General features: G+C 71.0%; 12 protein-coding genes. 7 read left to right on the top strand and 5 right to left on the bottom strand.

The window, feature by feature from the left end:
• Positions 1-65 precede the first annotated feature (65 nt).
• Complete coding sequence (locus L942_RS11830) at positions 66-905, top strand: ABC transporter permease (RefSeq protein ID WP_037358909.1); 840 nt, start codon at positions 66-68, stop codon at positions 903-905.
• 9 nt (positions 906-914) lie between these two features.
• Here L942_RS11830 and L942_RS11825 read toward each other — a convergent pair whose 3' ends face one another.
• Positions 915-2,345: a S8 family peptidase gene (locus tag L942_RS11825; protein ID WP_037358906.1), complete on the bottom strand. Its 1,431-nt coding sequence runs from the start codon at positions 2,343-2,345 to the stop codon at positions 915-917.
• A 510-nt stretch (positions 2,346-2,855) separates the two neighbouring features.
• On the opposite strand from L942_RS11825, the gene L942_RS11820 reads away from it, so the two are divergent.
• The 5 genes from L942_RS11820 (at position 2,856) to proB (ending at position 9,621) form a co-directional block, all read left to right on the top strand.
• Positions 2,856-6,101 carry a translation initiation factor IF-2 N-terminal domain-containing protein gene (locus L942_RS11820; protein ID WP_037358903.1) on the top strand — a complete coding sequence of 1,082 codons (3,246 nt, stop codon included), beginning with the start codon at positions 2,856-2,858 and terminating at the stop codon, positions 6,099-6,101.
• Between the two features lie 161 nt (positions 6,102-6,262).
• The gene (gene rplU / locus L942_RS11815) at positions 6,263-6,577 is read left to right on the top strand and encodes a 50S ribosomal protein L21 (RefSeq protein WP_009081084.1); all 315 of its coding nucleotides are present in this window, start codon (positions 6,263-6,265) and stop codon (positions 6,575-6,577) included.
• Between the two features lie 47 nt (positions 6,578-6,624).
• Positions 6,625-6,882, top strand: coding sequence for a 50S ribosomal protein L27 (gene rpmA / locus L942_RS11810; RefSeq protein WP_009081082.1), 258 nt, complete (start codon positions 6,625-6,627; stop codon positions 6,880-6,882).
• 115 nt (positions 6,883-6,997) lie between these two features.
• Complete coding sequence (gene obgE / locus L942_RS11805; RefSeq protein ID WP_037358898.1) at positions 6,998-8,518, top strand: GTPase ObgE; 1,521 nt, start codon at positions 6,998-7,000, stop codon at positions 8,516-8,518.
• On the top strand, positions 8,515-9,621 hold the full coding sequence (gene proB / locus L942_RS11800; protein WP_037358895.1) for a glutamate 5-kinase: 1,107 nt from the start codon (positions 8,515-8,517) through the stop codon (positions 9,619-9,621). The genes obgE and proB overlap by 4 nt, the downstream gene beginning before the upstream one ends.
• Here proB and L942_RS11795 read toward each other — a convergent pair.
• A complete protein-coding gene (locus tag L942_RS11795; RefSeq protein WP_037358892.1) occupies positions 9,618-10,241 on the bottom strand; it encodes a TetR/AcrR family transcriptional regulator in 624 nt (207 codons plus the stop codon). The genes proB and L942_RS11795 overlap by 4 nt on opposite strands.
• A 95-nt stretch (positions 10,242-10,336) precedes the next feature.
• On the opposite strand from L942_RS11795, the gene L942_RS11790 reads away from it, so the two are divergent.
• Positions 10,337-11,581, top strand: a complete 1,245-nt coding sequence (locus L942_RS11790) for an FAD-dependent oxidoreductase (protein ID WP_037358889.1) — start codon at positions 10,337-10,339, stop codon at positions 11,579-11,581.
• 2 nt (positions 11,582-11,583) lie between these two features.
• Here L942_RS11790 and L942_RS11785 read toward each other — a convergent pair whose 3' ends face one another.
• The 3 genes from L942_RS11785 to L942_RS11775 form a co-directional block, all read right to left on the bottom strand.
• Positions 11,584-12,060, bottom strand: coding sequence for a hypothetical protein (locus L942_RS11785; protein WP_037358886.1), 477 nt, complete (start codon positions 12,058-12,060; stop codon positions 11,584-11,586).
• Positions 12,061-12,154: 94 nt separating this feature from the next.
• Entirely contained in the window at positions 12,155-13,873 is a 1,719-nt protein-coding gene (gene argS, locus L942_RS11780; RefSeq protein ID WP_037358884.1) for an arginine--tRNA ligase, read from the bottom strand.
• A gap of 58 nt (positions 13,874-13,931) precedes the next feature.
• Positions 13,932-15,221, bottom strand: a complete 1,290-nt coding sequence (locus L942_RS11775; RefSeq protein ID WP_037358881.1) for an MFS transporter — start codon at positions 15,219-15,221, stop codon at positions 13,932-13,934.
• Between the last annotated feature and the right edge of the window lie 276 nt (positions 15,222-15,497).

The raw sequence follows: 15,497 nt of genomic DNA, 5'->3' as shown, positions 1-15,497 counted from the left end.
CCGATCCCGCCCGCGCCCACCGATCATTCCGGACGACCGGCGGCACGTCATGAAGGTAGGGCGTGATGACCGAACTGCGAAGCGCCCCGATTCTCCCGCAGCGGCGCGGACTTCTGCTCCGCGTCCTGCCCGCAGGGATGTACAGCGGGCGGGCGACCGCGCTGATCGAACGCGCGCTCACCGTCTACGGGCGGTCGTGGACGATGCTCGCGTCCGGCGCGCTCGAGCCGTTGTTCTATCTGCTCGCGTTCCAGGTCGGTTTCGGCAAACTGGTCACCACCGTCCCGGGGCCGGACGGGCAGCCGATGAGCTACGTCGCGTTCGTCGCGCCCGCGCTGCTGGCGTCGTCGGCGATGAACGGCGCGGTCTTCGAGTGCACCTACAACCTGTTCTTCAAGCTGCGCTATGCCAAAACCTACGACGCGATGCTGGCCACCCCGGTCGGCCCGCTCGACGTCGCGCTCGGCGAGATCGGGTGGGCGATGATCCGCGGCGGCCTCTACTCGGTCGCGTTCCTGGCGGTCACCGGCGTGATGGGACTGCTGACGTCGTGGTGGGCGCTGCTGCTCCTGCCGGCCGCGCTGCTCGTGTCGTTCGCGTTCGCGGCCATCAGCATCGCGCTGGTCAGCTTCCTGAAGTCGACGTCGCAGTTCGACTACATCCAGCTCGTTCTGATGCCGATGTTCTTGTTCTCCACCACGTTCTTCCCGATCACGGTGTACCCGGAGGCGCTGCAGTGGCTGGTCCGCTGCTTCCCGCTCTACCACGGGATCGAGCTGATGCGCGGGCTTTCGACCGGCATCTTCTCCTGGAGCATGCTGGGCAACCTGGCGTACCTGCTGGCGCTCGCCGCGATCGGGATCTGGGGCGCGACAAGGAGGATCGCGAAACTGCTGCTTACCTGAGGGGGCCGGTCAGCGGGCCGGGTTGGGCAGTCCGGTCTGCGCGGGCGCGACCGCGGACCGGGCGTCGACGAGGCCGTGGCCGTAGAAGCCGTTGTATCCGTCGTAGCCGGAGCAGTAGGCGTCCTGGACGCCGTCGCCGGTCAGGTCGTAGCTGTCCGGGCACGGCATCGGCGTCGCGCGGGAGTCCAGCGCGCGGCGCAGCTCGGCGGCCGTCCACGTCGGATGCACCGACTTGAGCAACGCCAGCACGCCGGCGACGTGCGGCGCGGCCATCGACGTCCCGCACATCGGCGCGTACCCGCCCGGCACGGTCGAAACCACGCACCGGTCGTCGTCGCCGCCCGGCGCGGTGACATCGACCACCCCGAGCCCGTAGGAGCTGTAGCCCGACTTCACCCGGTCCGGGCTGATCGCCGACGCGGTCACCACGTCGCGCAGCCCGGCGGGCAGCGCTTCGCACTTCCCGGCGGCGGACGGCGAACCCGAGCGGGCGGACGGCGTGAGGTCGACCGCCTCGTTGGTCGCGGCGGCGACGTTCAGCGTGCCCTGCGAAGTCGCGTACTCCACCGCCCGCGCCAGCACCTCGTGCACCACGCCGCGGTCGTTGCCGCGCACGCAGGACAGCGACCACGGGTTCACGAACCAGCTGCTGTTGGCGATCGGCAGGTGCCGCGCCGCCGACCACATGATCCCGCAGACCGCCGCTTCCGGATCGGCGTAGCCGCGGTCGTCGATCACCTTCACCGACGCGATCCGCACGCCGGGCGCGACGCCGGTGATGCCCTTGTGGTCGTCGGCCGCGGCGATGACGCCCGCGACGTGCGTGCCGTGCGCCGAGGTCGTCGGCTGCCACGCGGCCGGGCTCGGGTCCGGGACGCCGGTGAGGCAGCCCGCCGAATCGGCCGGGTCGATCGCGGCGGCGAGGTCGGGGTGCTGCGGGTCGACGCCGGAGTCCAGCACGCCGACGACCACCGCGCGGCTGCCTTCGGTGACCTGGTGCGCGGCCGGCGCGTTGATCAGGTTCATGTCCCACTGCTGCGCGGACAGGTCCGCGGCGGGCACTCTCGCCGGGTCGCTCAGCGGGAGTTCGGCGCGCGCGGGCTGGGCGGCGGCGCCCGGTTGTTCGGCGGCCGCCCGGGTGGCCTGCGCGCTGAACGCCCGCTCCGGGCCGAGGCGGTCCGCGAAGTCCCGGTCGGCGGACGTGACGACCGCCACGGAAATCTGTGGGTAGTAGCCGACGAGCTGCCCGCAGCCCGCGCTCGTCTGCTCGCGCGCGGAAGATTCCGGGGTGCCGCGGTCGAACGCGACGACATAGCGCACCGTCCGGCCGCCGGAAGCGCATCCGGGACTCGCGCCTGCGGCGGGGGAGACCGCGGCGCAGCCGGCGAGGACCAGCAGCGAGCACACGGCCGCGCGCAGCGGCCGCGCCAGCACAGACACCGGACCTCCCACTGCGTGCGGGGCTCTGCCGGGCGCCCGCGCGAGCGCCCGAGCCCGCACGCTAACCACCCCGGGCCCGGCGCGACAAGCGAAGCGCGGAAGTTCGCCCGGGTGCATGATCGCGGCACGCCCGGGCGCCTGCCGCGGGACACCGACTACACCGGGTGTCCCCCCGGGTGTGGGATACTCGCGTTGGCCGCTGCGCCGACGGGCATCCCGCCCGCGTCGTGAGCGGCCCGGAGGAGTGCCGGACCGGCACCACGCGCGTCGCCCCCGGGAGGCCGGGCCAAGGTCGATGTCGTGGCGGGTGGCCCGGGGGTCGCGAGCAGGCCGGCACCCCGCCGAGCAGACCAGGAACCGAGCGGCCGCCGACCCGGCGGACCGCGCGGCTGCCAGCAGGATTCCCGCCGCTGGTCACCACCACGGCGGGCACGGAACAGAAAGGGCCCCTGCGCGGCCGCGTCACCACCGGTGCGAACCGGCTGACGCGCCCGGGGGCGGAGGAGACATATGTCGAACGCGGACACACCCGCCGATCAGACCGGCGGGAATACCGCCGCACCCACGACCAGCAGGCTGGGCGAGCTGCCGCCGCGCATCCGCGTGCACGCGCTCGCCAAGCTGCTCGGCCTGAGCAGCCGCGACCTGCTCGGCAAGCTCGCCGAGCTGGGGGAGAGCCCCCGCAGCGCCCAGTCGAGCGTGACCAAGGAGGTCGCGCACCGCGTGGCGGTCATCCTCGACGCGGAGGCCGCCGGATCCGGCGAGACCGCCGAGGGCACTGAGACCGCTGAGGCCGCCGAGACCGCTGAGCAGGGCGCGACCGCCGGGAACGAAGCCGCCGAGCAGGCCGGAGCCCAGGACGGCGAGGCCGCCCCGGCTGCCGCCGTCCAGGAGACCGCTGCCGCGCAAGACGCTGCCCACGAGACCGCGGCCTCGGACCCTGCCGCCGCTGCCGCGCCGGATGCTGTTTCGGAGCAGGCCGGCGCCGCGGAAGGCACCTCGCAGGAGTCTGTCGCAGCAGACGGAGCTGCTTCGTCCGAGCCCAGCGCCTCGGAAGCCGCCGCACCGGCGAGTGGCGACCCTGCGGAGACCGCTGCCTCGGAAACCGCCGCTGAGCAGGGCACCGCTTCGGAAGCCGCCGCCCAGGCGACCGCCCCGAGCTGGTCGGCCAGCCCGTCCGCCGCGGAATCCGCCGAGCCGGAAGCCGCTCCGGAATCCGGCGAGAAGCGCACCCGCACCCGTCGTGCCCGCCGCGCCGTCGCGCCCGCGATCCCGGCCGAGCAGCAGGAAGCCGAGCAGGCCACCCCGGCCCGCGGCCCGGTGCACGTGCCGGTCTTCGCCGCGCCGTCGCCGGTCTTCCTGCCGCCCGAGCCCGCGCAGCCCACGCGGAGCAAGCCCGAGCCGGTGTTCGGCGTCGGCGAGGCTCCCGCGCAGGCCGAGCGCACCGCCGAGGACGAAACCGCGGACGAGGCCCGCGACGAGCGTCCCGACGAGGACAACGAGGAGGCGGGCGGCCGTCGCCGGCGCCGTCGCGGCCGTCGCGGACGCGGCCGGGGCAAGGGCGGCGACGAGGCCCAGTCCGAGAACGAGGACGAAACCTCCGAAGACCAGCAGGCCCAGGCCAAGGACGGCAAGGACAAGACCGAGAAGCCGGACGAGGCGGCCGAAGCCGAGGCGGAGTCCGAGGACGACGCCGAGTCCGAGAGCGGCAGCAAGCGCCGCCGCCGTCGCCGCCGCCGCAAGGGCGGGGACGACGACGCGGCCGAGACGACCGGCACCGACGACCCGCCGAACACCGTCACGCACGTCCGCCAGGCCAAGGCCGCCGAGTCCGAGCGCCCGGCGCGCGACGAGGTGCGCAGCGTCCGCGGCTCCACGCGGCTGGAGGCCAAGCGCCAGCGCCGCCGCGACGGCCGCGAGGCGGGCCGCCGCCGCGCCCCGATCCTGTCCGAGGCCGAGTTCCTGGCCCGCCGCGAGTCGGTCGACCGCACCATGGTCGTCGCCGAGAAGGGCGATTCCACGCAGATCGCCGTGCTCGAGGACGGCGTGCTGGTCGAGCACTTCGTGACGTCGTCGGGCACCGGCTCGATCGTCGGCAACGTCTACCTCGGCCGCGTCCAGAACGTGCTGCCCAGCATGGAGGCCGCGTTCATCGACATCGGCCGCGGCCGCAACGCCGTGCTCTACGCGGGCGAGGTCGACTGGGACGCCGCCGGCCTGGAAGGCAAGGCGCGCAAGATCGAGCAGGCGCTGTCCACCGGCGACAGCGTGCTGGTGCAGGTCACCAAGGACCCGGTCGGGCACAAGGGCGCCCGGCTGACCACGCAGATCTCGCTGCCCGGCCGCTTCCTCGTCTACGTCCCCGCGGGCGGGGCCACCGGCATCTCCCGCAAGCTGCCGGAGAACGAGCGGCGGCGGCTCAAGGACATCCTCAAGCGGATCGTCCCGGAGGACGCGGGCGTCATCATCCGCACCGCCTCGGAGGGCATCAGCGAGGAGGAGCTCGACCGGGACGTCCAGCGGCTCAAGGCGCAGTGGGACGTCATCAAGGAGAAGGCCTCGGCCGGGTCCGCCAAGAAGGGCGGCGCCCCGACCATGCTGTACGAGGAGCCGGACCTGCTGGTGAAGGTCGTGCGCGACCTGTTCACCGAGGACTTCGCGAAGCTGGAGGTCCAGGGCTCGACCGCGTGGGAGACCATCCACGGCTACGTGCAGCACGTCGCGCCCGACCTGACCGACCGGCTCAAGCGCTACACCGGCTCCGGCGACGCGTTCGCCGACCACCGGATCGACGAGCAGATCACCAAGGCGCTCGACCGCAAGGTCTGGCTGCCCTCGGGCGGCTACCTGGTCATCGACCGCACCGAGGCGATGACCGTCATCGACGTCAACACCGGCAAGTTCACCGGCTCGGGCGGCAACCTCGAGGAGACGGTGACCCGCAACAACCTGGAATCGGCGGAGGAGATCGTCCGCCAGCTGCGGCTGCGGGACATCGGCGGCATCATCGTCATCGACTTCATCGACATGGTGCTCGAGTCCAACCGCGAGCTGGTGCTGCGCAGGCTCACCGAATGCCTCGGCCGCGACCGCACGCGCCACCAGGTGGCCGAGGTCACGTCGCTGGGCCTGGTGCAGATGACGCGCAAGAAGATCGGCACCGGGCTGCTCGAGGCGTTCTCCACGCCGTGCGAGCACTGCAAGGGCCGCGGCGTCGTCGTGTCCACCGAACCGCAGCGCACCGGCGGCGGAGGCAACGGGAACGGTCACAACGGGCACAGTCATGGCGGCGACACCAAGGGCTCGCGGCGGTCCCGCGGCCGCGGCAAGGGCGAGGAGCAGCACCACGAGCCCAAGCCGGAGCAGACCGCCCCGGCCCCGACTCCGGAGCAGCGCGAGTCGGTCGTGTCGGCGGTGCAGGCGATGGCCAACGCGTCCAAGGCCAAGCACGAGCACCACGCTCCGGAAGCCGCGGCGGAGCCCGCCGAGGCTCCGAAGGCCGCGGCGCAGGAGACGGCCGAGCCGCAGGTCGAGCAGGCCGCCGCGCCGGAAAAGGCAGAGGCTCCGGCCCCCGTCCAGCGGCCCGAGCCCGCGCCGGAGGCGGAGACCCAGCAGCCCGAAGCCGCCCAGGCGGACTCGGGAGAAGAACCCGAGGTCGACGTTCCGGCCCCGGCCGTGCGCAGCACCCGGCGCCGTCCGCGCCGCGCCGCTTCGCGTCCGGCAGGGCCGCCGGTGAAGGCTTCGGACCAGAGTTGATCCACCACGGGGACCCCGGGTGCAGCCGCGCCCGGGGCCTCCCGTAACCTGTAGTACGGCTCGTCGCAAGCACGAGCCGCTGCGCGAGCACCTGGACCGCCTCCCGGCGGGCCGGCCGCGCCAGCCCCCTAACCCATTGTCGAGTAATGCAGGAGACTTCCGTGTCGGCGTACGCGATCGTCAAGACCGGCGGCAAGCAGTACAAGGTTGCCGTTGGCGACGTCGTCGAGGTCGAGAAGCTCGAGGGCGAGCCGGGCACCGAGCACACCTTCCCCGCCGTGCTGTTCGTGGACGGTGGCGAGGTCACCACGGACGCCGACGCGTTGGCGAAGGTCTCGGTCACCGGCAAGGTCGTCGAGCAGACCAAGGGTCCGAAGATCCGGATCCACAAGTTCAAGAACAAGACCGGCTACCACAAGCGCCAGGGCCACCGGCAGAAGCTGACCCGCGTCGAGGTCACCGGCATCTCCAAGTAGTTCTCCGGATCTTCGAAACAGAAACTTTTCCAGAAGGGGCTTGAGCGATGGCTCACAAGAAGGGTGCGTCCAGCTCCCGCAACGGTCGTGATTCGAACGCCCAGCGACTGGGTGTGAAGCGCTTCGGCGGCCAGGAGGTGAACGCGGGCGAGATCCTGATCCGCCAGCGGGGCACCAAGTTCCACCCCGGCGTGAACGTCGGCCGTGGCGGCGACGACACGCTGTTCGCGCTCGCCGCCGGTGCGGTCGAGTTCGGCTCGAAGCGCGGCCGCAAGACGGTCAACATCGTGCCAGTAGAAGCCTGATTTCGGCTTCAGCGCATAAGAACCTCCGAACGAGGGGTGGGGCCGGAATACTCCGGTGCCACCCCTCGTTCGTTTTTGTCCGGATACTTTTTCGCACGTGAAGTGAGGCAAACCCATGGCGTCCCGGTTCGTGGACCGCGCGGTCATCCATCTGACCGCCGGGGACGGGGGAAACGGCTGTGCCTCGGTGCACCGCGAAAAGTTCAAGCCGCTCGGCGGCCCGGACGGCGGCAACGGCGGCAACGGCGGTGACGTGACGCTGGTCGTGGACGCCAACGTGCACACCCTCCTCGACTTCCACTTCCGCCCGCACGCCCGCGCCGGCAACGGCAAAATGGGCATGGGCAGCAACCGCAACGGCGCCGCCGGCGAGGGACTGGAGATGAAGGTCCCGCCGGGCACGGTCGTGTTCACCGAGGACGGCGAACTCCTCGCCGACCTCACCACTCCCGGCACCCGGTTCGTCGCCGCGCAGGGCGGACGCGGCGGCCTCGGCAACGCCGCGCTCGCCTCGAAGGCTCGCAAGGCGCCGGGGTTCGCGCTGCTCGGCGAGCCCGGCGAGAGCCGCAACCTCGTGCTGGAGCTGCGTTCGGTCGCCGACGTCGGCCTGCTCGGTTTCCCGTCAGCGGGCAAGTCGTCGCTGATCTCCGTGCTGTCCGCGGCGAAGCCGAAGATCGCCGACTACCCGTTCACCACGCTCGTGCCGAACCTCGGCGTCATCACCGCCGGGTCGTCGGTGTTCACCATGGCCGACGTGCCGGGCCTGATCCCGGGCGCGTCCGAGGGCCGCGGGCTCGGCCTGGACTTCCTGCGGCACATCGAACGCTGCGCCGTGCTGGTGCACGTGGTCGACTGCGCGACGCTGGAGCCGGGCCGCGATCCGCTGTCCGATGTGGACGCTCTCGAAGAGGAGCTGGCGCGCTACACGCCGGGGCTGGGCGGCAAGCTCGAGGAACGGCCGCGCGTCGTCGTGCTGAACAAGATCGACATCCCGGAAGCGGCCGAGCTGGCCGAGTTCGTGCGCCCCGAGCTGGAGGCTCGCGGGCTGCGTGTCTTCGAGGTGTCCACCGCGTCGCGCAAGGGCCTGAAGGAGCTGAGCTTCGCGCTGGCGGAGATCGTCGAGGCCTACCGCGAGGCGCAGCCGGTGCTGGAGCCGGAGAAGATCGTGCTGCGTCCGCACGCGATCGACGACAGCGGGTTCACCGTCGAGCGCGATCCGGAGGAAGAAGGCGGGTTCATCGTCCGCGGTCCGCGCCCGGAGCGGTGGATCCGGCAGACGAACTTCGCCAACGACGAGGCCGTCGGCTACCTCGCGGACCGGCTCAACCGGCTCGGCGTCGAGGAAGCGCTGGCGAAGAACGGCGCCCGCCCGGGCAGCCCGGTCACCATCGGCGACATCCAGTTCGAATGGCAGCCCTCCACGCCGGGCGTCGCGGTCCATCTGTCCGGCCGCGGCACGGACGTGCGGCTGGAGCGCAACGACCGGGTCAGCGCGTCCGAGCGCAAGGAAGCCCGCCGGATCCGCCGCGACGGCACCGGCGAAGAGGACGAACCGATCGACGAAGAGCTCCCGTCCGTCGACGCCGAGCTGGACGACGTGTGGGGGGACGAGGAGCAGGCGGAGCGCGACCGGTGAGCGGCACCCGCCAGGAGATCGCGGCGGCCCGCCGGCTGGTCGTCAAGGTCGGTTCCTCGGCACTGACAACCGCGGGCAGCGGGCTCGACGTGTCCAGGCTCGACGCGCTGGTCGACGCCATCGCGGACCGCGTGGCCCGCGACGCCCAGATCGTCCTCGTGTCCTCGGGCGCGATCGGCGCCGGGCTCGCGCCGTTGAAGCTGGGCAAGCGTCCGCGCGACCTGGCCACGAAGCAGGCCGCGGCGAGTGTCGGGCAGCTCGCGCTGGCCCATGCGTACGCGGAGTCGTTCGGCCGCTATTCCCTGACCGTCGGCCAGGTGCTGCTCACTTCGGACGATGTCGTCCGCCGCTCGCATTACCGCAATGCCCAGCGCACGTTCTCCCGGCTGCTCGCGCTCGGCGCGGTGCCGGTCGTGAACGAGAACGACACCGTTGCCACGCAAGAGATCCGCTTCGGCGACAACGACCGGCTCGCCGCACTCGTGGCGCACCTCGTCGGCGCCGACGCGCTGATCCTGCTGTCCGATGTGGACGGTCTGTACGACGGAGACCCGCGCGACGGCGCGACCCGCAAGATCGCCGAGGTGCGCAGCGAGTCCGATGTGGAGGGCATCGCGGTCGGGATGTCGTCGTCGGGCCTCGGCACCGGCGGCATGGTCTCGAAGCTTTCCGCCGCGCGCACTGCGGCCGGGGCCGGAATCCCGGTGCTGCTGGCCGCTGCCGCCGATGCCGGAGACGCGTTGCGCGAGGCGAACGTCGGCACCGCGTTCGCACCCGCCGACACCCGCTTGTCGGCCCGCCGCTTCTGGCTCGGATACGCCGCCGACACGTCCGGCCGCCTCCGCCTGGACGACGGCGCGGTACGAGCGATCCTGCGCCGCCGCTCGCTGCTCGCGGCGGGAATCACCGGCCTGGAGGGCGAATTCGAGGCGGGCGACGTTGTCGACCTGGTGGATTCGGCGGACGTTCCGGTGGCGCGGGGCGTGGTGGGATTCGACGCGGGGGAGTTGCCCGCGTTGATCGGGCGGTCGAGTCACGAGGTTCCGGTGGAGCATCGCCGGGAGGTCGTGCACGCGGACGACCTCGTCCCGTTGCGCCGCTAGGAACCCGCGAGATGCCGGGCCACTCGAGCCAGCTGCTCCGCGTAATACTCCACAAAGGACTCTGACGACGGATCCTCCCCGGTGAGCGCCTCCGCGATCCGGGGAAGCGACGTCGGCGCACTCGCCGCCGCCATCAGCATCAGCAGAAACGTCTTGGGGTCCACATCGGACGGGAAGTCGCCCGCTTCCTGCCGGGCTCGCATGTACTCGAGCTGCCCCCGCAGGAATTCGCGCTGCGCCGCCGCCCCCGCTTCGTTCGGAGTGCCCTCGGCCATGTTCTCCCGCAGGAACAACCGGGCCTGGTCGGGGTCGGAGAGTCCGCTCCGGGCGAAGTCCGCGAGCACGTCCGCGAGCGGCCGGTCCGTCGTGGTCATCGAGGAGAACCCGGCGAACGGTTCGCTCGCGACCTCGGTGTACAGGCCTTCCTTGCCGCCGAAGTAGTACGAGATCAGTTGTTTGTTCACTCCCGCGCGCTGGGCGATGTCGCTGACCCGCGTGGCCGCGTACCCCTTGCCGCCGAATTCGGCTTTCGCCGCCTCGAAAATGCGGGCCTTTGTGCGTTCGGCGTCGCGCTGGCGCTCACCGGGGCGCGGGGCGCGGCGAGGGGTGGTTTCGGACACCTCGGCAGCCTAACCGACCGCTAATCATCCTGTGGGTTGACTTAATTATCCGACTGGATGATTATGGGTAGCAGGCGACCGAGAGGGGAACGACCGTGAAGAAGATCAAGGTGGCGGTAGTGGGCGGCGGCACCGGCGGGTTGTGCCTGGCGCACGGCCTGATGCGAGCCGGATTCCAGGTGGCGGTCTACGAGCGCAGCCGCACGCGGGCTGATCGGCTGCAGGGCTATCGGGTGCACATCGCGCCGATGGGTTCCGCGGCGCTGCACGAGTGCCTCCCGTCGGCGGCGTGGGACCAGTTCCTGGCCACCACCGGGGTAAGCACGGGCAGTTTCGGTTTCGTCACCGAGCAGATGCGCGAGCTGGCGGTCCTTGACGCTCCGCCCAGCGAGGACCCGGCCGCCGCGCACCATTCGGTCAGCCGGATTTCGATGCACCAGGTGCTGTCGTCCGGGCTGGAAGAAGTTCTCTGGTACGACAAGGAATTCGTGCGCTACGAGACCGATGCCAAAGGCGTCGTGCTGCACTTCGCCGACGGCACCACCGCCGAAGCGGACCTGGTGGTCGGCGCGGACGGCGCGAACTCCCGGATCCGCGCGCAGCTGTTGCCGCACGCGAAGCGGGTGGACACCGGAATCCGCACTGTCATCGGCAAATTCCCGTTGACCGCCGAGTCTCGCGCGCTCATCCCGCAACGGCTGGCGACGGCCCCGACATTCGTGCTGCCGCCTCCCGGCTGCGGGATGTTCACCGCGCCGCACGAGTTTTCGGCGGCTTCGGAGAACGACGAGACCGCGACCGTCGACCCGGTGCTGTTCGACAACACCAGCAGCTACGTGATGTGGTCCTATGGCGCGAAGGCGGCGCACTTCCCGTCCGACCTCGCCGAGCTGGACGCTCCCGCGCTCCGCTCGCTGATCCTGGACCGCATCCGCGCCTGGCATCCGTCGTTCAGCCGGGTGGTGCGGGACTCGCTGGACGCCACGGTGGCCATGCTGCCGATCCGCACGTCGGTGCCCGTTCGCGCGTGGGAGACCGGTCCGGTCACCTTGCTCGGCGACGCCGTGCACAGCATGACGCCGTTCCGCGGCATCGGCGCGAACATCGCCCTGCGCGACGCACAAGTGTTGTGCCGCAACCTTTCCCGCGGCGGCGACGTGACCGCTGCGGTCGCCGACTACGAGCGACAGATGCGGAGGTACGCGTACCCGCAGGTGCGGGGTTCGCTGCGGAGCGCTGGGCAGTTCGTGACCGAGAGCCGGTTCAGCCGCGGGGCGATGCGCGCGTCGATGGCCGCGCTGGGAGCGGGCCTCTCCCTGCGGCGGAAGCTGCGCGGCTGAGCTCAGCCCGCGCCGTACCAGCGTCCGCCCGGCGGCATGGCGTACTCCGTGTACAGAAGAGCGGCCAGCGTTTGCCAGCCGGTCTCGTCCGCGGTGTACGTCCGGCCGCCCGGCGCGATCAGCACCGCCTGGCCGCTCGCGTCGGCGACCAGCGAGATGGGCACGCGGAACTCGTCGTAGTCGTGCCGCACGAACCAGCGCCACCCGATCGTGAACCGACGCCGCGCGGTCACCGGATACCGCACGTCGACGTCGGACACCCCGGTGGCGACGGTCGTCCACAGCGGAGTGACGCGGAGGCCGGCGAGGTGCACGAGCTGCGGTTTCTTGCCGTCCGGTTCGAAGCGGTAGTACGGCCGCCGGCGCCACTGCTCCCAGCGCAGCCGCCGTCGTTCGCGGCGGATCGGGCCGCGCAGCCGGGACCGCGCCTCCTCGACCAGCACGAGGGCGCGGGCGTAGTCGGGATCGTTGCGGGACACGAGATTCTCCCCTCTCTCGTGCCCGAGCTACGGAACCTGCCGGGGACCGGTCCCGCTCTATTGGTCCACGCGCCCGACCACAGCTGGCCTTGATTCAGAGGCGGCGCGGGGCTTCGATGCCGAGCAGCGCCAAGCCCTGCACGAGCGTGCGCGACGTGAGCTTCGCCAGCTGTACCCGCGAAGCGCGCAGCTCCGGCGTATTCGCGGTCAACACCGGGCACTGCTCGTAGAAGCGCGAGAACGTGACAGCGGTGTCGTACAGGTACGTACAGAGCTTGTGCGGCGCGTACGCGGACGTCGCCGCGCTGATCGCTTCGCTGAACCGCAGCAGCGTCAGCGCCAGCGCGCGTTCCGCGGGTTCTTGAAGCACGACTGGCGCGCTCTCGGCGGTTTCGCCCGCCTTGGCGAGAATCGACTCGATGCGCGCGTGCGCGTACTGCAGGTAGACGGACGTGTTGCCGTCCTTCGCGAGCATGCGGTCCCAGTCGAACACGTAGTCGCGTTCGCGGTCGCTGGAGAGGTCGGCGTACTTCACCGCGCCGATTCCGACGGCGCGCGCGACCTCTTGCTGCTCTTCCTTGCTGAGTTCACTGCGCTCGGCAACGACTTCAGCGGCCTGCGCGACCGCTTCGTCGAGCAGGCTGGCGAGCTTGACCGTCTCGCCGGCGCGGGTGCGCATCACCTTGCCGTCGGTGCCGAGGATCGAGCCGAACCCGATGTGCTCGGCGTGCACGCCGTCGAGCCATCCGGCCGCGCGGGCGACCGCGAAGATCATCGCGAAGTGCTGCGCCTGCGGGGTGCCGACGACGTACAGCAGATCGGTCGCGCCGCGTTCGGCGGTCCAGTACCGGATGGTGGCGAGGTCGGTGGCCGCGTAGCCGTAGCCGCCGTCGCGCTTGCGGACGATCAGCGGGAGCCGGTCGCCCTCGCGGTTCGTGAAGCCTTCGGGGAACACGCAGACGGCGCCGTCGCTGACCTCGGTGAGCCCGTCGGCTTCGAGTTCGTCGACGACCTCGCCCAGGTACGGGTTGTAGAAGCTTTCGCCGTAGATGTCGTCGTCGGTGAGCGTGATGCCGAGCTGGCGGTAGGCCGCGTTGAAGTGCCTTGTCGACTCGTCGACGAGTTCCTGCCAGAAGGCGAGCGTGTCCGGGTCGCCGCTCTGAAGTTTCACAACGCGCTCGCGGGAACGGGTCGCGAAGGCCTCGTCGGCGTCGAATTTCCGGCGCGCGGCCTGGTAAAACGCGTTGAGATCGCTGCGCTCGCCGGACGGATCGTCGAGGTGGTGCTCGATGAGCATGCCGAACGGCGTGCCCCAGTCGCCGAGGTGGTTGTGCGGCAGCACTTCGTGGCCGACGAACCGCAGCAGCCTGCTGATGGCGTCGCCGATCACCGTGGAACGCAGGTGCCCGACGTGCATTTCCTTGGCGACGTTGGGACTGCTGTAGTCGAGCGCGACCCGGCGCGGCTGCTCGGCTGTGGGAACCCCGAGCCGGTCGTCTTGCGCCTGCTCGGCGACGCGCTGCTCGAGCCATTCGCGGCGCAGCACGAAGTTCAGGAAGCCGGGCCCGGCGATCTCGGGCCGGTCGGCGACGCCGTCCAGTTCCAGGTGCTCGACGATCCCGGCCGCGACCTCGCGCGGCGGTTTGCCGAGCCGCTTGCCGAGGCTCATCGCCAGGTTGCACTGGTAGTCGACACCGTCGCGAGTGGACACCGCGATGAGCGCCGCGGACGGGTCGAGGTCGACGTCGAACGCGCGGCGGAGCGCGGCCACCACGCGTCGGGCCAGTTCCTCACTAACCTCGGGCTTGCGCACGGTGTCCCTCCTTCGCGTAGTCGATCGGTGAAGCCTACCGACCTCGCGCGAGCGGGTTTTACCGCAGTTCGCTGCCCTTCGTTTCGGGCATCCGGAGGATCACGAAGAACGCGATCGCCGCCCCGACGGCGACGTACCAGAAGAACGCGGTGGCCGCGCCCGCCGCGGAGAGCGCACTGAGCACGAGCGGCGCGGTCCCGCCGAACACGGCGACGGTCAGGTTGTACCAGGCGCCGATGCCGAGCCCGCGGAGTTCGGTGGGGAAGAGCTCGCTCATGATCGCCGGGGCGAGCGAGGTCATCGCGGTGTACAGCGCGAGGCCGACGCAGAACACGATGAGCAGATTCCCGAACCCGGGCCGCACGAGGTAGGAAAGCGGCACGATCACCAACGCCGTCGCCCCGGACCAGACGAGCAGCTGAGGCCGCCGCCCGTACCGGTCGGCGAGCGCCCCCATCGGGTACTGGAGGACGACGAAGAGCGCGGTCGCGATGGACAGCGCGAGGAAGGTGTCGACGTCGTTCGCGCCGCGTCCCTTGACGGCGAAGGACGTGAGGGCGCTGAAGAAGGTGTAGTAGCACAGGGTCGAGAGCATCGAGAACCCGATGAGCTGCCCGACCGCCCGCGGATGCTGGGTGAGCGTGGTGAGCAGCGGCCGCTTGACTCGCCGCGCGGTCTCCTTTTTCTCGTGGTACAGCTCGGTTTCCGCGAGACTGCGGCGCAGCCACAGCCCGACCAGGCCGAGCACTCCGCCGAGCAGGAACGGAATCCGCCAGCCGAACGAGGTGAGGTGCGCCTTGTCCATGGTGCGGGCGAGCACGAAGCCGAGCACCGTCGCGACCAGGACGGCGGACCCGGTGGAGATGTAGAAGAACGAGGAGTAGCGCCCGCGCCGTTCCTTGGGCGCGACCTCGCCGAGGTAGGCGGAGGCGTTGGACACCTCGCCGCCGAGCGAAAGCCCCTGCGCGATCCGCGCGAGCAGCAGGAGAATCGGAGCCAGCCACCCGACCTGCGCGAACGTGGGAAGCACCCCGATCGCGACCGAACCGCCCGCCATCAGCGAAATAGTGAGGATCATGGCGGGCTTGCGCCCGTGCACGTCGGCGAACCGCCCCAGCAGCACGCCGCCGAGCGGCCGGAAGAAGAACGCGAGCGCGTAAGTGGCGAACGTGTTGATCAACGCGAGCGTTTCGTTGCCAGGAGGGAAGAACGCGCCGGCGAAGTAGATGCTGAAGGTCGCGTAGATCGTCCAGTCGAACCACTCGAGCGCGTTGCCCGCACTGGCCGCGAACAACTTCCGCACCGGCAACCGATGCCGGGCGACGCCTTCGGTCGCAGGACCGGCCATCGGCAACCTCCACACGTCCACACGTCCGCTCGGGCGGAACGGGACTTTGCCAGAAATGCCCGGAGATCGGTAGATCTCGGCCAAGGATGGCAGTTGGTGCATGTCCCACTGCGGTGGGTGACGCGGGAATGCCTTTGCCTCGGCGGATCACGCGGCCGAGCGGGCTGTGACGGAGACTCGCGCGTCCTCGTTGCTGTGGCTGGGCGCCGGATTGCGTGGCTCGGACTGCGTGGCCGAAGCTTGTCCCCGCCCCGCCCCGCCCCGCCCCGCCCCGCC

The organism is Amycolatopsis orientalis DSM 43388 (assembly GCF_000411975.1).
Taxonomy (GTDB): domain Bacteria; phylum Actinomycetota; class Actinomycetes; order Mycobacteriales; family Pseudonocardiaceae; genus Amycolatopsis; species Amycolatopsis orientalis_D.
Note: the sequence above shows the minus strand (reverse complement) of the source record. Positions and strands in the feature narration are given on the sequence as shown.

What these genes read in the sequence shown, in the direction of transcription:
- obgE (WP_037358898.1), top strand. Translation starts at nt 6,998, where the DNA reads ATGGCGTCCCGGTTCGTGGACCGCGCGGTCATCCATCTGACCGCCGGG.
- L942_RS11830 (WP_037358909.1), top strand. Translation starts at nt 66, where the DNA reads ATGACCGAACTGCGAAGCGCCCCGATTCTCCCGCAGCGGCGCGGACTT.
- L942_RS11775 (WP_037358881.1), bottom strand. Translation starts at nt 15,221, where the DNA reads ATGGCCGGTCCTGCGACCGAAGGCGTCGCCCGGCATCGGTTGCCGGTG.
- rpmA (WP_009081082.1), top strand. Translation starts at nt 6,625, where the DNA reads ATGGCTCACAAGAAGGGTGCGTCCAGCTCCCGCAACGGTCGTGATTCG.
- L942_RS11820 (WP_037358903.1), top strand. Translation starts at nt 2,856, where the DNA reads ATGTCGAACGCGGACACACCCGCCGATCAGACCGGCGGGAATACCGCC.